We start from the raw sequence: 19,143 nt of genomic DNA, 5'->3' as shown, positions 1-19,143 counted from the left end.
ATCATCAGGGCCCAAAGGCCTTGGCGGAATCGCTAGTTACGATGACGCATAAATGCCTGAGCGGAATCGGTGAGGAATGCCGTGGCGGCCTCACCCGTGAGGGCGTGCTCCCAGAACAGGTTAAACAGACCAAGGTGCTGGGATATGTCTCGGGGGTCCCTCTGAACGACTTCCCCGGAGAAGAGTTCGACCGTGACCAGGCGATCGTCGTAGACGACGAAGATATTCATGGGGGTGCCGGGAACCTCGGCGGACTGCGGAATGACACCCAAGTGCACGTTCGGCTTCTGGTTCACCTTCGCCATGTGCACACACTGTGCAGCCATGACCTCCGAGGACGCACGCCGCCACATGACAGCCTGCTCGGTCATCAGGAAGTAGAACGACCGCGAGGTGTCATCCAGGACCTTCTGTCGCTCCATGCGGGCGTTCACGGCCCTGGCCACGTCGCGGGCCGGGTCGCTCTCGATGGTGGGCGTCAGAGTGGCGGTGGCGTAGTCCCGTACGTGGAGTAGGCCCGTGGGGATGGCAGGCAGGAAGTGCCTCATCACCCGTGAGGAAGACTCCAGAGCCTTCAACTCTGCTTGCTTCTGGTGCATGCCGACACGGGCGTAGGCCCGCCAGGACGCGTAATCCACGTTCGCCCTGCGGGCGAGCCGCAGTATCTCGTCAGCCACTTCAACAGGAACCGCAAGGGCCTTCAGGATGCGCTCGACATCCATGACGGTCGGCAATGCACGGCCGGTCTCGATTCGACTGACCTTTGTCTGGCTCATGTTGCAGCGAGCAGCCAGCCGTTCACCGCTCAAACCAGCAGCGCGACGGAGGCTCCGAAGAGCCTCAGCCAAATCCTTGCGCTCCTGTGTCTGCGTGTCAGGTTCGATAGGCACTGAAGGGAACTGCGCTTTCGAGTGCTAGATCCCGCCATGCAAGGTACTTGCTGATATCGGGGTCTTGGATCAGTTCACGGTTGATCTGTGTTCCGTCGTCGCGGTAGTTCAGATGGACAACTGTGGTCTCGTCGAACAGCCAGAAATCCTGTTCCGGGAGGCCGGGGTTCGCGCCGTCGGTCAAATCAACTGTCTGGTAGTTCTCCCCGGCCGCGACATTGCCAGGGATGCACCACTCAAACAGGTAGCGGCTGTAGTCGGTCAGCGGCTGTCGAACGATCTTGGCCCGCGTCATCCTGCGCCCGGCCGCAGTGTGTTTCCGGATCAGGTCATGCCACGAGGCATTGAACCCTTCCGGCATGGGCTCCCCGGCCAGGAACGCACGGACCGTCTCCGCCTCGGCGGGCATGGTGTACGTCTGGTGGACCTCCAAGCGGAACGCGGAGTGCTTGAAGTCCCGGAAGTGCGACTGCCATTCGTCGCCGTCCAGGAGGATCGGGCTAGAGCCATCCACGGGCACGGGCCGCCTCCTTCAGGGTCTCCTCAGGGATCAGGACCACCGATTCCCCCTCGGGTGTCAGCCGGTCCACGTCGTACCCCTGGATGGCCAACATCCCGGGCTCCGCCGTCTCGTACACGGTCGGACAGTCGCCGTTGCCGCACTTGTCGTCGTCACCGCTCCTGCACGGTCCGCCCGCGATCATGTGTAGTTCGTCCACTGAGACCCCCTCCGGCCTGGTGTGGTCAGCAAGCTACGGAGCGTCTTACCCGCGCCACAAGACCGGCGAGCCTCTAGTCACGTACTCGCATAACTTGGCTGGTCCGAGTCACCGGCATACAGCCGCTGACCTGGGGTGGGAGTGGCACTCACGGCGAAAGGCGCATGACCAGAGGTATGCCCAGGTGAGGCCCGGTCGACGCTTCCGTGATCATGGGGAAATGCTGGGGAGGCACCCCGCAGATGGGCTTCCTCCCCAGCTCAGGGCCATGTTCTCCGTGAAGCACACAGTTCTACGAGGGCACGAATCAGGTTCAGCGCATCGTGATGGCGCGGAACCTGCCGTAACCGCAGGCGAGTGCATACGTCGATGGGGTGCCGCCCGGCCGGGCGGCACCCCATCGACGTATGCAAGCAGGGAACGAGAACTAGCCGTCCAGTTGCTCCAGCGTCGCCACCGACGGGCCCCTGCGGGACTGCACGTCCCTCGCCACGTCCTCCGCCGCGCCCAGTACCCGTACCGCGTTCTGCCACGTCAGCTTGGCCAGGTCGGGCTTCGACCAGCCGCGGGTCAGGAGTTCCGCGATCAGGTTCGGGTAGCCCGCGACGTCGTCGAGGCCGGCCGGGGTGAACGCCGTGCCGTCGTAGTCGCCGCCGATGCCGATGTGGTCGATGCCCGCCACCTCGCGCATGTGGTCGAGGTGGTCGGCGACCGTGGCGGTCGTCGCGACGGGGCGCGGGGTGCGCTCCTCGAAGGCCTCGTGGACCTTCATCGCCTCCGGCGTCGTGTCCAGGTGGTGGAAGCCGTGGGCGCGCATGTTCTCGTCCGCGGCCAGGGTCCAGTCGACCGCCGCCTGGAGGACGAACTTCGGCACGAACGTCGCCATCGCGACACCGCCGTTGGCCGGCAGCCGCTCCAGGACGTCGTCCGGGATGTTGCGCGGATGGTCGCAGACCGCGCGCGAGGACGAGTGCGAGAAGATCACCGGCGCCACGGAGGTGTCCAGGGCCGCCCGCATCGTCGTCGCCGCCACGTGGGAGAGGTCCACAAGCATGCCGACGCGGTTCATCTCGCGCACGACCTCGTGGCCGAACGGCGAGAGACCGCCGACCCCCGGCTCGTCCGTCGCCGAGTCCGCCCACGCGATGTTGTCGTTGTGCGTGAGCGTCATGTAGCGGACGCCGAGCGTGTGGAACGCCCGCAGCGTGGCCAGGGAGTTGTTGATCGAGTGGCCGCCCTCGGCCCCCATCAGGGACGCCACGCGGCCCTCGCCCCGGACCTTCGTCATGTCGGCCGCCGTCAGCGCACGGCCGAGGTCCGCCGGATAGCGCGTCAGCAACTGCTCGACGCAGTCGATCTGTTCGAGGGTCGCGCTGACCGCGGCGTCGCCGGACAGGTCCGTGCGGACGTACACCGACCAGAACTGGGCGCCGACGCCGCCCGCGCGCAGGCGGGCGATGTCGGTGTGCAGGCGGCCGCTCTGGTCGGCGGCGATGTCGAGGCGGTCGATGTCGTAACCGGCCTTCTCGCGCAGCGCCCACGGCAGGTCGTTGTGGCCGTCGACCACGGGGAACTCGGCGAGCAGCGAACGTGCTTCTTCCAGCTTCTCGGGATGCGTCATACCCGTCACTGTGCCGGTCACTTCCCCGAACCGAAACCGAATCCGGAACCCGCCCCCTCGACCTTGGCGCGCAGACGCTTGCCCTTCTCCGTCGCCTGGTCGTTCAGCTCCTGCTGGAAGTCCCGCATGCGGGAGAGGAGTTCGGCGTCGTGCGCCGCCAGCATGCGGGCCGCGAGCAGGCCCGCGTTGCGCGCGCCGCCGACCGAGACCGTCGCCACCGGGACACCGGCCGGCATCTGCACGATGGAGAGCAGGCTGTCCATGCCGTCGAGGTACTTCAGCGGGACGGGCACGCCGATCACCGGCAGCGGGGTCACCGAGGCGAGCATGCCGGGCAGGTGGGCCGCGCCGCCCGCGCCCGCGATGATCGCCTTGAGGCCGCGGTCGGCCGCCTGCTCGCCGTACGCGATCATCTCGTGCGGCATGCGGTGCGCGGAGACGACGTCGACCTCGAAGGGGACCTCGAACTCGTCGAGGGCCTTGGCCGCGGCCTCCATGACGGGCCAGTCCGAGTCGGAGCCCATGACGATGCCGACGACCGGGGACACGGGGGACGTACTCATTCGGTGATCGTTCCTCTGAGGTAGCCGGCTGCGTGACGGGCGCGCTCGAGCACGTCGTCCAGATCGTCGCCGTAGGTGTTCACGTGACCGACCTTGCGGCCGGGCTTCACGTCCTTGCCGTACATGTGGATCTTGAGCTGGGGGTCGCGGGCCATGCAGTGCAGGTACGCGGCGTACATGTCGGGGTAGTCCCCGCCGAGGACGTTCGCCATGACCGTCCACGGGGCGCGCGGACGCGGGTCGCCGAGCGGCAGGTCGAGCACGGCGCGGACGTGGTTGGCGAACTGCGAGGTGATCGCGCCGTCCTGCGTCCAGTGGCCCGAGTTGTGCGGGCGCATCGCGAGTTCGTTGACCAGGATGCGGCCGTCACGGGTCTCGAAGAGCTCGACCGCGAGGTGGCCGACGACGCCGAGTTCCTTGGCCACGCGCAGCGCCAGCTCCTGCGCCTCGCCCGCCAGGGCCTCGTCCAGGCCGGGCGCCGGGGCGATCACCGTGTCGCAGACGCCGTCGACCTGCTGGGACTCGACGACGGGGTACGCGACGGCCTGGCCGTGCGGCGAGCGGACGACGTTCGCCGCCAGTTCGCGCGCGAAGTCGACCTTCTCCTCCGCGAGGACCGGGACACCGGCCCGGAAGGGATCTTCGGCGTCCTCGACGGAACGTACGAACCACACCCCCTTTCCGTCGTATCCGCCACGCACCGTCTTCAGGATCACCGGGAAACCGTCGCCCTCGGCCGCGAAGGCGGCCACGTCGGCCGGGTCCTCCACGATCCGGTGGCGCGGACACGGCACACCGATCGACGTGAGCTTCTCGCGCATCACCCCCTTGTCCTGGGCGTGCACCAACGCGTCGGGCCCCGGGCGCACGGGAATGCCGTCCGCCTCCAGGGCCCTGAGGTGCTCGGTGGGTACGTGTTCGTGATCGAAGGTGATCACGTCGCAGCCCCGCGCGAAGTCACGCAGCGTGTCGAGGTCGCGATAGTCGCCGATGACGACATCGCCGACGACCTGCGCCGCGGAATCCTGTGGGGTGTCACTGAGGAGCTTGAACTTGAGGCCGAGGGGGATGCCCGCCTCGTGGGTCATGCGGGCGAGCTGACCGCCGCCGACCATGCCGACTACCGGGAACGTCACACCCCCAGGGTATCGGCCGGTATCGGCCACCCGGGAACGGCCGGATCCCTCGGCTTCGGGCCGCTCCTGTCACAGCGGCGCCACAGTGTCCGGGCGCCCCCGCGCGCGGGAGATGCCCGCTGGTTAGCATGGCGGGGTCGACACGACCGAAACACCAATCCGTCGGCACGTACACGACCGGCGAACAGCCGGTACGAATCGACGGGGGCTGGGGCGACCACCATGACGGAGCGGGGCGCACTGCGGGTGCGGCTGGACCAGCTGGCACGCGAAGTTGCCAAGTTCGGTGCCGTGGGAGCGGTCGGGACCCTGGTCAACTTCGGCGTCTTCAACCTCGTGCGGCACGTCACGGACCTGCACGTGGTGCGGGCCAGCGTGATCGCGACGGTCGTCGCCATCGTCTTCAACTACGTGGGGTTCCGTTACTTCACGTACCGCGACCGCGACAAGAGCGGCCGCACCAAGGAGCTCACGCTCTTCCTGCTGTTCAGCGCGGTCGGCCTGGTGATCGAGAACGGCGTGCTCTACGCGGCGACGTACTGGTTCGGCTGGGACGGCAGGCTGCAGGCGAACTTCTTCAAGTTCCTCGGCATGGGCATCGCGACGCTCTTCCGCTTCTGGTCGTACCGCACCTGGGTCTTCAAGGCGCTGCCCGCCCGTGAGGCCGTCGCCCATGCCGAATCGTTCCTGGAGGACTCGGACGAGCGGCCCGTGGCGCGCCGCGCGAACTGACGCCGCGCCCTGGCCCGCCCGGCCTCCGCCCCGGCCGGTCCGGCGCTCACCGGACCGTCTGCGTCTCCTCCGCGCTCCGCGACGGGTGCGTACGCGACAGGAAGAGGCCGAAGACGGGCGGCATCGTCTGGAGCATCTCCAGGCGGCCGCCGTCCGCCTCGGCCAGATCCCGGGCGACCGCGAGGCCGATTCCCGTCGAGTTGCGGCCGCTGATCGTCCGCTCGAAGATCCGCGCGCCCAGGTCGGCCGGGACGCCGGGGCCCTCGTCCGTGACCTCGATGACCGCCTGGTTGCCGGTGACGCGGGTGCGCAGCGCGACCGTGCCGCCCCCGTGCATCAGGGAGTTCTCGATCAGCGCGGCCAGCACCTGCGCCACCGCGCCCGGCGTGCCCACGGCCTCCAGGTGCCGCTTGCCCGAGCTGACGATCGCGCGGCCCGCGCTGCGGTAGGCCGGGCGCCACTCCTCCAGCTGCTGCTTGATCACCTCGTCCAGGTCGAAGGAGACCGCGGAGCCGGTGCGCGGGTCGCGGGAGTTGGTCAGCAGGCGCTCCACGACGTCGGTGAGCCGCTCGACCTGGGCCAGCGCGATCGTCGCCTCCTCCTTCACCGTGTCCAGCTCGTCGGTGACGGTGATCTCCTCCAGGCGCATGGAGAGCGCGGTGAGGGGCGTGCGCAGCTGGTGCGAGGCGTCGGCGGCCAGGCGCCGCTCGGCGGTCAGCATGCGCCCGATGCGCTCGGCCGAGGAGTCCAGGACGTCGGCGACGCGGTCCAGCTCCGGCACCCCGTACCGCTTGTGCCGGGGCCGCGGGTCGCCGGAGCCGAGGCGCTCCGCGGTCTCGGCGAGGTCGGTGAGCGGGGACGCGAGACGGTTGGCCTGGCGTACGGCGAGGAGCACGGCGGCGACGATGGCGAGCAGCGCCACGGCGGCGATGATCAGCAGGGTGCGGCCGACCTCGCGGGTGACGGCGGCCTTCGGCTCCTCGACGGTGACCTTCTCGCCCTGCTCGCCGGGGCGGGTGGCGCTGATGACGTCGCCCTCGGGGCGGTCGCCGATCTCGATGGGGGCGCGGCCCGGGATGTCGATGCGGGCGTACCGGTCGCCGGCGACCTGGTCGCTCAGGACGGCTCCGGTGATCCGCTCGTCGCTGATCAGCCGGCTGTCCACGATGCTGGCGAGGCGCAGGGCCTCGGAGTCGACGCGTTCCTGGGCGCTGCTGCTGATGGTCCTCGTCTCGACGATGACGAGGCTCACCCCGAAGACGGCGATCACCACGAGGACGACGGCGAGGGTGCTGTTGATCAATCGGCGGCGCATGTACTCAGTGTCCCGTGCGGGCGGCCCGTAAGGGGCGCGGGGAGCCGCGCGATCAGCCACCGGCGGGCGCGGCTCCGTCCTCGGGCCCGCCGGTGGCTCCCCGCACCCCTTACGGGGCTCGGCTCAGCTCTTCTCGAAGCGGAAACCGACGCCCCGTACCGTCGCGATGTACCGGGGGTTCGCCGCGTCGTCGCCCAGCTTCTTTCGGAGCCAGGAGATGTGCATGTCGAGCGTCTTGGTCGACGACCACCACGTCGTGTCCCAGACCTCCCGCATCAGCTGGTCGCGGGTGACGACGCGGCCCGCGTCGCGCACCAGGACCCGCAGGAGGTCGAACTCCTTCGCGGTGAGCTGGAGTTCCTCGTCGCCCATCCACGCGCGGTGCGACTCGACGTCGATCCGCACGCCGTGGGTGGCCGGGGCCTCCTTGGGCTCGGTGGCGCCGCGCCGGAGCAGGGCCCGCACCCGGGCGAGCAGTTCGGCGAGGCGGAACGGCTTGGTCACGTAGTCGTCGGCGCCGGCGTCCAGGCCGACGACGGTGTCCACCTCGTCGGCGCGCGCGGTCAGGATGAGGATCGGCACCGTGAGCCCGTCGGCCCGCAGCCTGCGGGCCACCTCCAGGCCGTCCATGCCGGGCAGCCCCAGGTCCAGTACGACCAGGTCGACGCCGCCCTGCAGTCCGGCGTCGAGAGCGGTCGGGCCGTCCTCACGCACTTCGACCTCGTAACCCTCCCTGCGCAGGGCGCGGGCCAGCGGCTCCGAGATGGACGCGTCGTCCTCGGCGAGCAGTACACGGGTCATGGGGTGATGGTAGTCCGCGGTGGACAACAGGCGTGCGGTGATCGCACAGTGGAGGTCGGAGCCTGCGGCTATGGGAAGCGATTCTGTGAAACACCTTTGAATGTGTGCCGTTGGTTGCAGCGACACCTGTGATCCATGTCTCAAGTCCTTCCATATGCATCCCTGACGTGTCGTATGGTGACCCAACGCCTGATGCACTACTCAAGGACCTATGGCCCGCTGTGCGCGCCTTAGGTCTCTTTTATGTGCGGGCTGGCCTCGGCCAGCCTTGAAAGGAATGACCTGTGGTCGGGCCCTGCGCGCGAGGAAGCGCCCAGGGTGTGGATCCCGGAGTCGCCGTCCTTCACCTCCTCCTGCGGGGGTGATCAACCCCTGGGCGTGGGGTCTGGACGTACGACGACGGTGCCGACCGCCCCCCACCGGGCGCGCACACGCTCCTGCCGCGCGTCCCGAACCCACGAGGATCGACCCATGGCGTCCAGCCTGACGAAGGACTCCGCCAGTACCCCTGGCTCCGAGAAGACCTTCTTCGGCCACCCCCGCGGACTGGCCACTCTGTTCATGACCGAGATGTGGGAGCGGTTCTCCTACTACGGCATGCGCGCCCTCCTCCCGCTGTACCTGGTCGCCCCCGGCGGGCTGAACCTGGACGCGGGCACGGCAGTCGCCATCTACTCCGTCTACATGTCGACGGTGTACCTGCTCTGCCTGCCCGGCGGCTGGTTCGGCGACCGTGTCTGGGGCCCGCGCAAGACGACGGCCATCGCGGCCTCCGTCATCGTGCTCGGCCACCTCATCCTGGCCCTGCCCTCCGACGCGACCTTCTATCTCGGTCTGCTCTTCGTCGCCCTCGGATCCGGCCTCCTGAAGGCCAACATCTCGACGATGGTCGGCCACCTCTACAACGGCCCGACCGACCCGCGCCGTGACGGCGGCTTCACCGTCTTCTACATCGGCGTGAACCTGGGCGCCTTCTTCGCTCCGCTGACCATCGGCACGATCGGCGAGAGCGTCAACTGGCACCTCGGCTTCGCGCTCGCCGCGCTCGGCATGGCGTTCGGTCTGGTCCAGTTCCTGCTGGGCAGCCGCCACCTGTCGGAGAAGTCCGACATCGTGCCGAAGCCGCTGAGCGCCGCCGAGCGCGCCGCCACGCTGAAGAAGGCCATGATCTGGCTGCTCGTCGCGGTGGTCTTCTACGCGATCGTGGTCGGCACCGGCACCTACACGCTGACCTGGGCGACCGTCCCGCTGCTCCTCATCGGCCTGATCGTGCCGATCGTCGTGCTCGGCCGCATCAAGCGCGACAAGGAACTGACGGCCACCGAGCAGTCCAAGGTCTCCGGCTACATCTGGTTCTTCGTCGCCGCCGCGGTCTTCTGGATGATCTACGACCAGGGCGCGTCGACCGTGGCCCTGTTCGCCAAGGACCACGCCGACACCAGCGTCTTCGGCTGGGAGTTCCCGGTCTCCTGGTTCCAGTCGATCAACCCGGTCCTCGTCATGGCGCTGGCTCCCGTCGCCGCCTGGCTGTGGCTGTACCTGAACCGCAAGGGCAGTGAGCCGAACACCGTCGTCAAGTTCGGCGTCGGCCTGGTCCTGACCGGTATCTCCTTCTTCGTCTTCCTGCTGCCGCTGACGGCCTCGGGCGACGGCAAGGTCAGCCCCTGGTGGCTCGTCCTGATCTACTTCTGCCAGACCGTCGGTGAGCTCTGCATCTCCCCGGTCGGCCTGTCGGTCACGACGAAGATGGCCCCGGCGAAGTACGGCTCCCAGATGATGGGTGTCTGGTTCCTCGCCGTGACCGCCGGTGACGCGATCGCCGGTCTGCTCTCGACGTACGGCGTCGACCTGAACAAGACGGGGGTCGTGGCCGCCGAGGCCGCGCTCGCGGTCCTGGCCGGTGTCGCGGTGTACATGTACCGCAGGCGGGTCAAGGAGCTCATGGGCGACGTCCACTGACGTGACCCGGCCGGGCCCCGCCCGGCTCGAACCGAGAGCCATCGCACCACCCGGTGCGGTGGCTCTTGGCGTTTCTGCGGGAGGCGGACGGCCCGCCGGTGGACCATCTGGCCATGCGTCGTGCGTTGCTCACCCTGGCCCTGTGCGGGGCGCTGCTGTCGTCCGGGGCGGTCGTCGAGGCCGCTCCCGGGCCGCCGTCCGGGCGGTTCTTCGCGTACGGAGGCCATCCCCGGCAGAACGTCACCGTGTACGGCGAGGGGGGCATCCCGCTCGTGATCCTGCACGGTGGCTACTGGTCCAAGGACACCGACTGGAGCGGGTGGGCGCGGTGGTTCGCGGCCCGTGGCTTCACCGTGTACGACACCGACTACCGGCTGACCTCGGACGCGGTCTGGCCCGCGCAGCGCGACGACGTGCTCGCGGCGCTGCGGTGGGTCAGCCGGCGGGAGGCCGGGCGGCGGCCCCTGGTGCTCGGCTCCTCGGCGGGCGGGCACCTGGCCCTCCAGGCGGGCTCCTACGGGGCGGGGCGCTCGCGGGTGCGGGGCGTGGTCGCCCTCTCCCCCGTGGCCTCGCCCCACCGCGCCTGGACGGACGGCGCGCGGCCCGGGGCGTCCGCCGAGCGGCGTGAGCTGCGCCGGGCCGCCGAGCGGCTCGCCGGGTGCGCGCCGGACCGTGCGGGGCGGCTCTGCCGGGAGCGGTGGGGCGACCTCGCCGTCGTCTCCCACGCCTCCGGCCCGGACGACGCCCCGCTGTTCCTGGTCCACTCGGCGGACGACTTCGTCCCCCCGGTCCACTCGGCCGACCTCGCGGTCGCGCAGCACAGGGAGGGGCTGCGCGACGTGACGGTACGGACGGTGCGGGGGTCCGCCCACGGGGGCCCGCTGCTGCGGTCGCGGGGGATGGCACGGGACGTACGGGAGTGGCTTCTGCGGCATGCCTGAGGCGCGGGGATCTGTGCGGTCGGCCACGACGGGCCCGCCCGGTTCCCCGCGCCGCACGCCCTGCGGCAGCGAGCTACCGCAGTCCGCGCCGCCGCTTCGGCAGGAACGTGAAGACCGCCCCGCCGAGCAGGATCACCGTCCCGGCGACCAGCCCCAGCGCCCGCAGTGCTCCGTTGTCCTCGGCGCCCGTGTCCGCGAGGCCACCGCCGGACGCGGAGCCGCCACCCGTGGCGGTGCCCCCCGTGGAGCCGCCCGTGTCCGAGCCGCCCGCGGAACCGCCGGCCGCGCCGGAGCCGCCGGACGCGCCGCCCGGCTGGGCCTTCGTGTCGATCTCCAGGGAGACCGCCGGCTTGTCGGGCGTGCACGTCGTGGTCGTGCCCAGCGCCTTGACCGTCAGGACACCCGGCGACAGCGTCGACTTGCCGTCGGCGCCCGGCTTGTAGGTGCCGGTCAGGTCGGGGATTGTCATCGGGTCGCCGGACTTGATCGGCTCCTTGTTGGTCGGGCCCTCGACGTGCACGGTGCCCTTGTCCGCGCCGCCCAGCACGACCTCCATCGACGGCTTCACGGAGTCCGCCGGGATGTCGGCGGGGCTGTCCATCACGGCCTTCTTGAACTGCACGGTCAGGCCGTAACTGCCGCCTTCCTTCTTGGCGTTGATCTGGACGGGCGAGGTGGCTTCCTTGTCGCCGATGGGCGTCTTGCACTTGTAGGGCGTCTGGACCTCCTTGCCGGGGAAGTCGGTCTGCCCGTCGCCGCCACCCGTGGTGCCGCCGTCGCTGCCGCCGGACGTACCGCCGGAGGAGCCGCCGGACGTGCCGCCGGTCGAACCACCCGACGTACTGCCACCCGTGCCGCCCGTACCTCCTGTGCCGCCCGTGCCGCCCGAACTGCCGCCCGAACTGCCGCCGCCCGCCGTCACCTTGATCGTCGCGCCCGCCGCCACCTGCTCCTTCGGCGCGCACTTGGTGTCGGTCGAGATCGGCTTGCTGACGTTGATGCTGTACGCGTCCGGGGTGAGCGTCACCTCGCCCGCGGCGGTCAGCTTCAGCTTGCCCTTCATGTCCGAGAGGATCATGGGGCTGTTCTTCTTGATGGGCGGGTTCTTGCGCTCGCCCTCCAGCGTGAGCTCACCGCTCTGGCCGCCGCCCAGCTTGATGGTGCCGGTCGGCTTCACGGTGTTCTCGTCCAGGTCGAGCACGTCGGGGTTCTTCGACGCGGCCTGCGTCGTCTTCCACACGACGTCGACCTCGTCGCCCACCTTCGCCGTGGCGGGCGCGGTGATCTCCACCTTGGTGGTGCCCTGCACGGGCGGCAGACCCGAGATCGCCGGGGGGACGCACTCCGTCTTGTACGCGACGTCGGCGGCCTCGGCGGGCCCGGCGGTCAGCAGGATGCCCGCGCCGCCGAGCAGAAGCGCGACCGAGGCCGTGCCGGCTCTCCGTCGATGCGTGATCACGTGTTTCCTTTCGTCGGACTGTTGTCGGACGGTGCGGAGAGCCGGCCTGCGGGTGCGCCGGGGTCGGTGTCGGGCGTGAACCACGGCAGGGAGGCGGTCGAGTCCGTCGTGCCGGAGCCGCCGGTGCCGGGGGTGCCCGAGGATTTCGTGCGAGGTGCGCGGGAGGTGCGGGACGTCCTCGCCTGTTCGTCCGCCGCGAGCGCGCCCTGCGGGAGCCGCAGCCTCGGGATCCTCCCGGCGAGTTCGGAGAGGCGTCCGCCGCGGTGGCGGCCGGAGGGCGCGGTGCGGCGCCGGTGCGGGCGGAGCCGGTCGACGATCGCCATGCCGACGCGGAAGACGGCCGCGGGCACGACGACGCAGAGCAGGATCCAGAAGAGCGTCACGCCCCAGGGGCGGCCCACGCCCCACGGCTGCTCGGCGAGGACCTTGCCCCCGAACTTCAGCGAGACCAGGTAGTCGCCGTGCGCGCCCGCCGACAGCTCCACCGGCAGCTCGATCTGCGCCTTCTTGCCGGGGGCCAGGGTGCCGCGCCACTGCTGCTCCTCCCACTGCGGGGCGAACACGCCGTGGGAGGTGCCGACCTGGAAGACGGGGTTCTTGACGGGGGCCGAGCCGACGTTGCCGACCGTGAAGACGAGCGTGCGCTGCGGCGGGGCGCCGAACCAGGTCAGGAGCCCGCTGGAGCCGTCGAGCCGGGTGTCCGTCAGGACGGAGAGCTTGCCGCCCGTGGCCTGTGCGGGCAGCGCCTTCACGGGGTGGCCCGCGACCTTCAGGACGGCGTCGACCTGCGCCTTCTCGCCCGTCACGGTCGCGACGTGGACGACGCAGGGGCAGGGCCTGGGCGGCTCGGCCACGGGGAGCTTCTTGCTGAAGGCGCCGTCGGCGTCCGTGGTGACGGCGAGCCCCTCGGAGTTCGCGCAGGAGTTGGTCCCGCCGACGACCCCTTTGGCGGGCGTCGCCTGACCGCAGACCAGCATCATGAGCAACGACTTGGACCGCCACCCGGCGCCCTTGACGGTGACGGAACCCCCCTTGCCCGCCTGGGACTTGGAGAGGGTGACCGTGGGCTTGTCGGCGACGGAGGTCCGGGCGGCGGACGCCGACGCCGTGGTGGACACGGCGGACGCCGACGCCGCGGTGGAGCCGGACACCGTGACCGCGCCCGACGGACCCGACACACCCGGCGCTGCCGACGCGATCCCCTGCGGCAGCAGCGCCCAGGCGAGCACCGCCGCCACCGCCGCCGCCAGACCCGCCGCACGGCGCGCCCCGCGCCCTCGCCCGCCGCCGCGCTCCCCCGGCGCCCCGCCCGACCGGTCTGCCCACATGCCGTTCACCGGACCTCTCCCGTCCCAGCGGTCGCCAACTCCCGTGCCACGTCCTGCTCTTCGCTCTCCGGCGGCGCGGCCGCGTCCCGTCTCCGGCGGCGTACGAGGCGGTACGCGGCGGCCGCGGCGGCGGCGAGCAGGGCCGCACCGCCCGCCACCGCGCCCCACGGCACGAAGCGGTGCGAGGCCTTCGCCGTGTCCCGCGCCCCGCCCGCCGCCGTGGCCGTGAGCCGCACGTCGGCCGCGTCGAACGCGGGGGCGTCCGGCCACGGCTCGGTCAGGGAGACGCGGCGGCCGGGCAGCAGCTCGACCGGCAGGGTGCGCGCGGGCCGGTCGACGAGCGTGCCGAAGACGCCCTCCGCGTGGACGGCCAGCTTCGGGGTCAGCACGGTGTTGCCGCGGTTGACCAGGTCGTACGTGATGCGCCCGGCGTCCTCGTCGACCCTCACGCGCTCCACGGTGAGCGCCGACAGGGTCGGCCCGCCGACCCGCAGGTGCACGCGCACGCCCACCGTGTGGCCGCCGCTGCTCGCGACGATCGCCCCGGGGTGGTCGCCGGGCAGCGCGCCCGCCGGCACCGTCAGGGTGAACGGCACCTCGGCGCGGGTGCGCGCCGGCACCGTCACCCGCTTCTTCGCGAAGGTGATCCACGCCCCGGTGTCCTCCGGCTTCCCCTTGGCCGGGGTGAGCGAGAACGCGCCGGAGCCGGTGTTGTCCGCGTCCGCGCCCCGCAGCGCGACCGTGCGGGGCCTCGGCCCCGGGTTGGTGACGGACAAGGTGTCCTGGAGCACCGTGCCCGGGGTGCCCTCGGCGTAGAAGTAGGGCCGCCCGTCCTTCGCGGGGCGCGTGCCGCCGCCCGAGGAGGGCGCGGCGGACCACCGCTCGGAGCCGCCGCCGTCCGCGTACGCGGGGGTCGCGGCCGCCGCCACCAGGGCGAGCGCGACCAGGGCGGCCCGTGCGGAGGACGTCGTCGGCGGCTTCGGCGGCATCGGCGGCTCCTGATCGTCGGTCCTGACGCTGTGGCGCGGGGTTCCTGCGGTGCCCGCTACCGCGAGCGCGCCGCCTGGTTCCTGCGGGTCAGCCAGAGCGCGCCCGCCGCGCCCGCGAGCAGCACGGTGCCGCCGAGGGTGCCGAGCGCGATCGCGGAGTCCGCGGGGCCGGTCTGCGGGAGTTCCTCGCCGCCGGAGGGGGCACTGTTCGATCCGCCGGACCCGTCCGACGTACCGCCGGAGCCCGCGTCGGAACCGCCGGAGCCGGAGCCGCCCGAGCCACCGGAACCGCCGGAGCCCTTGACGTCGAGTTCGAGGGACGGCTTGGGGTTGTTGGACGGCGTGCACGTGGTGGTCGTGCCGAGCGCCTTGATCGTGAGGACCCCGGCCGTGAAGGTGACCTTGCCGCTCTTCTTGGGCGTGTACGTGCCCGACAGGTCACTGATCTTGATGGGGGTGTTGGCGGGGATCGCCTCGGAGTTCGGCGCCCCGGAGACCGGCACCGTGCCGCTCTCCGCGCCGCCCAGCTTGATCACCGCACTTGGCTTCATCGCGCCCTTGCCGAGCTCGACGGGGCTGGAGGAGACGCCCTTCTGGAAGGACATGGTGAGTTTGTAGCCGCTGCCGCTCTTGACGCTCTTGATGTCGATCGGCGAGACGGCACCCTTGTTCCCGATGGGCGTCTTGCACTGGTAGTTGACGTCCTGGACGGTGGCCTGCGCGGCAGGGGCGGCCATCAGCACCGCGGAGCCGCCGGCCAGGGCGGTGGCAAGCGCGAGCGCGGCCGATTTCTTGTACGACACCTCGTGATCCCCTCATGCCGGTCGTCGTGGCGTGCCGCGGTGCGGAGTAACGCTGTATTACTGACGGCACATCAGATTGGGCGCTCAAGGTACGCCCGGGGCCTTGTCGAGGGAAGACAAAGGACGCGCCGGATCCGTGATGATCCGGCGCGCGTGCGAACCGTGGGTAACAGCCGTGGCCCAAGGCCTGTCGCGAACAGGCACCACCGGCCCGACCCCGGGCCGACGGCCTCGGGGCACTCGGGGCTCCGCGCGGCACGAGCCCCGCGCGGGCACTCGGGAGGGGCTCCGCCTACGCGGGCGCGCCCAGCTCCGCCCAGACGGTCTTGCCCGTGACACCGGGCGTACGGACGACGCCCCAGTCCAGGCAGAGCCGCTGGACGATGAACATCCCGTGCCCGCCGGGGCGCCCGGCGCGGTGCGGGGTGCGCGGCGCCGGCTGGCCCGTGCCGCGGTCGGACACCTCGATGCGCAGCACCTTGCCGTCGCAGGAGAGCCAGAGCTCGTCGGGGCCCTCGGCGTGCAGGCAGGCGTTGGTGACGAGCTCGGACACCACCAGGAGCACGTCCTCGGCGGCGGCCCTGCGGTCGGCGCTGTCCGCGGGGAGCCAGCCCCAGGCGTGCAGCGCCTGGCGCGTGTAGTCCCGGGCGAGCGGAACGATGCCGCTCGCGCCGTTCAGGCTCAGCCTGCGGATCTGCCGAGCCGCGGGCACCCCGGAGACCTGGTCCGCGGGAGCGTCCGCGACGGCGGCCTCGGACTCCGGGCCGCGGTCGCCCGGCGAGTAAGGCCGGGTGGTGCTCATCAGCGCTTCACCTCACCGACAGGAGGACTGAGGACTCTGGACAAGTAGGGGACTCTGGGCGAGTAGGGAACTCTGGGCGAGTAGAGGACATCGGCTGCTTGCCGTTCTGACTGTTGACTTGAGGATCGCTGTGGACGGATCCAGGTCTCTCCTGCCCGGCCGAACCGTGAGAACACCCACTTGTTCCGGACGGTCCGTGTGACTCTGGTAACGCCCTGGTCACGCAGTGACAACTGACGCGTAACTTTCGCGTGTGACCGTCATGGGTTCAGTCGGCGAGAGCCGCTTCGAGCGTCTCGTGAACGGTGAAGACCGCCTCCGCGCCGGTGATCTCGAAGACCCGGGCCACCACCGGCAGCATCCCGGCCAGATGGACACCGCCCCCCTCGGCCTCGGCCTTCAGCCGGGCCCCGAGGAGCACATTGAGTCCGGTGGAATCACAGAACTCCAGACGCGAACAGTCCACGACAAGCCGCGCGTAGCCCTCCGCGAGGCAGCTTTCCAGCGGCTCCCGCAACAGATCGGCGGTGTGGTGATCCAACTCACCCGCCGGGGTCACAACGGCACTCGTGCCCTCTTTCCGCACCTCGACCAGAAGCCGGCCCCTGTGTGCACTGCCGACCGTCCCGCGGTCCATGCCGTCACTCTCTTCCGACCGTCGTGGCTGTTGATGACGCCCCTGAACATTACGCCTTCCGAACGTCCTGGGGTACCCGAACATCCCCCCGAATTCGGACATTTCACCGCAGAACGCACTTGCGACCCGTGTACGGAAGCGGGTAGGGGTAGAAGGGACCGCAATCGACACGGACGGCTTTGGAGGCGCCGCACACCGCAGTGCACGTATTGGCATCGGCAGCCATATGCCGAGAACGATGGAGGACACCATGTCACCCCGGCTCGACGAATCGCGCACTGACCAAGCGACGTCGACACCCCCGCCGAACCGCTCCGCAATCGAGATCCCGGGTCCTGCCCAGGAGCCGCAGCCGGCTCCGGACGCCCTGGAAGGGCTCCACGACCTTCCCGAGATCCCGCCGTACGACGAGGTGGGGCCGCTGGATGCGCGGGCCCTGTCCAAGACCCTCTTCGGGCGCCTCGAGTCCCTCGAGGAAGGCACGCACGAGTACGCGTACGTCCGCAACACCCTGGTCGAGCTGAACCTCGCCCTGGTGAAGTTCGCGGCCTCCCGGTTCCGCTCGCGCAGCGAACCGATGGAGGACATCATCCAGGTCGGCACGATCGGCCTCATCAAGGCGATCGACCGGTTCGAGCTCAGCCGCGGGGTCGAGTTCCCGACCTTCGCGATGCCGACGATCGTCGGTGAGATCAAGCGCTTCTTCCGCGACACCAGCTGGTCGGTGCGGGTCCCGCGCCGCCTGCAGGAACTCCGACTGGACCTCGCCAAGGCGGGCGACGAACTCGCCCAGCAGTTCGATCGCGCCCCCACGGTGGGCGAGCTCGCCGAGCGCCTGGGCATCTCCAACGACGAGGTCGTCGAAGGCATGGCGGCGTCCAACGCCTACACGGCCAGCTCCCTGGACGCCCAGCCCGAGGAGGACGACTCCGAGGGCGCTCTCGCGGACCGCATCGGCTACGAGGACCACGGCCTCGAAGGCATCGAGTACGTCGAGTCCCTGAAGCCGCTGATCGCCGAACTCCCGCCGCGCGACCGGAAGATCCTCGCGCTGCGCTTCGTCGCCAACATGACGCAGTCGGAGATCGGCGACGAGCTCGGCATCTCGCAGATGCACGTCTCCCGACTGCTCTCGCGGACCCTCGTCCGCCTCAGAAAGGGTCTGACGGTCGAGGAGTGACCTCGGTCCGCGAGCCCCGGGCGTGACAACGACGGTGGGCGTCCCCTCGGTTGCCGAGGGGACGCCCACCGTCGTTCACCGCAGTACGCCCCGCTGCCACACCGCGCTCACCAGCGGAACGCCCGGCCGGTAGGCCAGGTGGACGTGGCTCGGGGCGTTCAGGAGGGAGAGGTCCGCGCGGGCGCCCTCGCGGAGCGTGCCCACGTCCGTGCGGCGCAGGGCCGCCGCGCCGCCCGCCGTCGCCGACCAGATCGCCTCGTCGGGGGTCATGCCCATGTCCCGTACGGCGAGGGCGATGCAGAAGGGGACCGAGGACGTGAACGACGAGCCGGGGTTGCAGTCCGTGGAGAGGGCGACCGTGGCGCCCGCGTCCAGGAGGCGGCGGGCGTTCGGCCACTGGGCGCGCGTGGAGAACTCGGCGCCGGGCAGGAGGGTCGCCACCGTGGAGCTGTTCGCCAGGGCGTCGACGTCCTCGTCGGTGAGGTGCGTGCAGTGGTCGGCCGAGGCCGCGTCCAGCTCCACGGCGAGCTGGACGCCGGGGCCGTAGGTGAGTTGGTTGGCGTGGATGCGGGGGTGCAGGCCCTTCGCCCTGCCGGCCGTGAGGATCGCGCGGGCCTGGTCGCCGTCGAACGCGCCCTTCTCGCAGAAGACGTCGATCCAGCGGGCGTGCGGCGCGCAGGCGTCGAGCATCTCGCCGGTGACGAGTTCGACGTACGCGGCCGGGTCCTCCGCGTAGTCCGGGGAGACGATGTGGGCGCCCAGGTACGTCACCTCGTCCGTGTGCGCCGCCGCGATGCGCAGGGCGCGGGACTCGTCCTCGGTGGTGAGGCCGTAGCCGGACTTCGTCTCGAACGTCGTCGTGCCCTGGCGGAGGGCCTCGGCGAGGTAGTGGACGACGTTCGCCTCCAGCTCGGCGTCCGTGGCGGCGCGGGTCGCGGCGACCGTCGTACGGATGCCGCCCGCCGAGTACGTGCGGCCCGACATGCGGGCGTTGAACTCCTGGGTGCGGTCACCGGCGAAGACGAGGTGGGAGTGCGAGTCGACGAAGCCCGGGATCGCGGCTCGGCCGCCCGCGTCGTGGGACTCGTCCGCCGACGGGGCCTTCGCGGCCGGGCCCACCCAGGCGATCGTGTCGCCGTCGAGGACGACGGCGGCGTTCTCGACGAGACCGAGGGGGGTTCCGTCGCCCTGGGCCGGGTCGTTGGTGACGAGGCTGGAGATGTTGGTGATGAGGGTGGTCGTCATGGCTTCTCCGGGGAGGGGCGGGC

At 70.7% G+C, this 19,143-nt stretch carries 19 protein-coding genes; 4 read left to right on the top strand and 15 right to left on the bottom strand.

Annotated features, from left to right (window positions below; translation table 11 throughout):
* Positions 1-32: 32 nt before the first annotated feature.
* The 6 genes from AOK22_RS14215 to AOK22_RS14190 form a co-directional block, all read right to left on the bottom strand.
* Complete coding sequence (locus tag AOK22_RS14215) at positions 33-890, bottom strand: helix-turn-helix domain-containing protein (protein ID WP_237773118.1); 858 nt, start codon at positions 888-890, stop codon at positions 33-35.
* The gene (locus tag AOK22_RS14210; RefSeq protein WP_237773117.1) at positions 874-1,410 is read right to left on the bottom strand and encodes a DUF6879 family protein; all 537 of its coding nucleotides are present in this window, start codon (positions 1,408-1,410) and stop codon (positions 874-876) included. The genes AOK22_RS14215 and AOK22_RS14210 overlap by 17 nt, the downstream gene beginning before the upstream one ends.
* The gene (locus AOK22_RS14205) at positions 1,391-1,609 is read right to left on the bottom strand and encodes a hypothetical protein (RefSeq protein WP_425264027.1); all 219 of its coding nucleotides are present in this window, start codon (positions 1,607-1,609) and stop codon (positions 1,391-1,393) included. Before AOK22_RS14205 ends, AOK22_RS14210 begins: the two co-directional genes overlap by 20 nt.
* 427 nt (positions 1,610-2,036) lie before the next feature.
* Positions 2,037-3,230: a dipeptidase gene (locus tag AOK22_RS14200; RefSeq protein WP_055698991.1), complete on the bottom strand. Its 1,194-nt coding sequence runs from the start codon at positions 3,228-3,230 to the stop codon at positions 2,037-2,039.
* Between the two features lie 17 nt (positions 3,231-3,247).
* A complete protein-coding gene (gene purE, locus AOK22_RS14195; protein WP_055698990.1) occupies positions 3,248-3,793 on the bottom strand; it encodes a 5-(carboxyamino)imidazole ribonucleotide mutase in 546 nt (181 codons plus the stop codon).
* Positions 3,790-4,908 (bottom strand): 5-(carboxyamino)imidazole ribonucleotide synthase, encoded by a 1,119-nt coding sequence (locus tag AOK22_RS14190; protein ID WP_244164788.1) that lies wholly within the window; start codon positions 4,906-4,908, stop codon positions 3,790-3,792. Before AOK22_RS14190 ends, purE begins: the two co-directional genes overlap by 4 nt.
* 243 nt (positions 4,909-5,151) lie before the next feature.
* On the opposite strand from AOK22_RS14190, the gene AOK22_RS14185 reads away from it, so the two are divergent.
* Entirely contained in the window at positions 5,152-5,661 is a 510-nt protein-coding gene (locus tag AOK22_RS14185) for a GtrA family protein (RefSeq protein ID WP_055698988.1), read from the top strand.
* Between the two features lie 46 nt (positions 5,662-5,707).
* Here AOK22_RS14185 and AOK22_RS14180 read toward each other — a convergent pair whose 3' ends face one another.
* Positions 5,708-6,976 (bottom strand): ATP-binding protein, encoded by a 1,269-nt coding sequence (locus AOK22_RS14180; protein WP_055698987.1) that lies wholly within the window; start codon positions 6,974-6,976, stop codon positions 5,708-5,710.
* A gap of 123 nt (positions 6,977-7,099) precedes the next feature.
* Complete coding sequence (locus tag AOK22_RS14175; RefSeq protein WP_055567988.1) at positions 7,100-7,777, bottom strand: response regulator transcription factor; 678 nt, start codon at positions 7,775-7,777, stop codon at positions 7,100-7,102.
* Positions 7,778-8,248: 471 nt separating this feature from the next.
* Between AOK22_RS14175 and AOK22_RS14170 the strand changes: the two genes are divergently transcribed.
* Both AOK22_RS14170 and AOK22_RS14165 read left to right on the top strand, forming a co-directional pair.
* A complete protein-coding gene (locus AOK22_RS14170) occupies positions 8,249-9,736 on the top strand; it encodes a peptide MFS transporter (RefSeq protein ID WP_055698986.1) in 1,488 nt (495 codons plus the stop codon).
* Positions 9,737-9,849: 113 nt separating this feature from the next.
* A complete protein-coding gene (locus AOK22_RS14165; RefSeq protein WP_063795256.1) occupies positions 9,850-10,677 on the top strand; it encodes an alpha/beta hydrolase in 828 nt (275 codons plus the stop codon).
* Positions 10,678-10,750: 73 nt separating this feature from the next.
* Here the strand turns inward: AOK22_RS14165 and AOK22_RS14160 are convergent, their stop codons facing one another.
* The 6 genes from AOK22_RS14160 to AOK22_RS14135 form a co-directional block, all read right to left on the bottom strand.
* Positions 10,751-12,136 (bottom strand): hypothetical protein, encoded by a 1,386-nt coding sequence (locus AOK22_RS14160; protein WP_244164786.1) that lies wholly within the window; start codon positions 12,134-12,136, stop codon positions 10,751-10,753.
* Positions 12,133-13,464: a hypothetical protein gene (locus AOK22_RS14155; protein ID WP_244164784.1), complete on the bottom strand. Its 1,332-nt coding sequence runs from the start codon at positions 13,462-13,464 to the stop codon at positions 12,133-12,135. The genes AOK22_RS14160 and AOK22_RS14155 overlap by 4 nt, the downstream gene beginning before the upstream one ends.
* Before the next feature lie 5 nt (positions 13,465-13,469).
* Positions 13,470-14,453: a hypothetical protein gene (locus AOK22_RS14150; protein ID WP_055698984.1), complete on the bottom strand. Its 984-nt coding sequence runs from the start codon at positions 14,451-14,453 to the stop codon at positions 13,470-13,472.
* Positions 14,454-14,509: 56 nt separating this feature from the next.
* Positions 14,510-15,256: an LPXTG cell wall anchor domain-containing protein gene (locus AOK22_RS14145; RefSeq protein WP_055698983.1), complete on the bottom strand. Its 747-nt coding sequence runs from the start codon at positions 15,254-15,256 to the stop codon at positions 14,510-14,512.
* 292 nt (positions 15,257-15,548) lie between these two features.
* Entirely contained in the window at positions 15,549-16,058 is a 510-nt protein-coding gene (locus AOK22_RS14140) for an ATP-binding protein (RefSeq protein WP_055698982.1), read from the bottom strand.
* A 268-nt stretch (positions 16,059-16,326) separates the two neighbouring features.
* Positions 16,327-16,695 carry an STAS domain-containing protein gene (locus AOK22_RS14135; protein WP_055698981.1) on the bottom strand — a complete coding sequence of 123 codons (369 nt, stop codon included), beginning with the start codon at positions 16,693-16,695 and terminating at the stop codon, positions 16,327-16,329.
* Positions 16,696-16,933: 238 nt separating this feature from the next.
* Between AOK22_RS14135 and AOK22_RS14130 the strand changes: the two genes are divergently transcribed.
* Positions 16,934-17,875: an RNA polymerase sigma factor SigF gene (locus tag AOK22_RS14130; protein WP_425264026.1), complete on the top strand. Its 942-nt coding sequence runs from the start codon at positions 16,934-16,936 to the stop codon at positions 17,873-17,875.
* Positions 17,876-17,950: 75 nt separating this feature from the next.
* Here the strand turns inward: AOK22_RS14130 and hutI are convergent, their stop codons facing one another.
* Positions 17,951-19,120, bottom strand: coding sequence for an imidazolonepropionase (gene hutI / locus AOK22_RS14125; protein WP_063795254.1), 1,170 nt, complete (start codon positions 19,118-19,120; stop codon positions 17,951-17,953).
* Positions 19,121-19,143 lie beyond the last annotated feature (23 nt).

It is taken from the genome of Streptomyces silaceus (assembly GCF_001419745.1).
Classification (GTDB): Bacteria; Actinomycetota; Actinomycetes; order Streptomycetales; family Streptomycetaceae; genus Streptomyces; species Streptomyces silaceus.
This window is presented reverse-complemented; position numbering and strand designations above follow the sequence as displayed.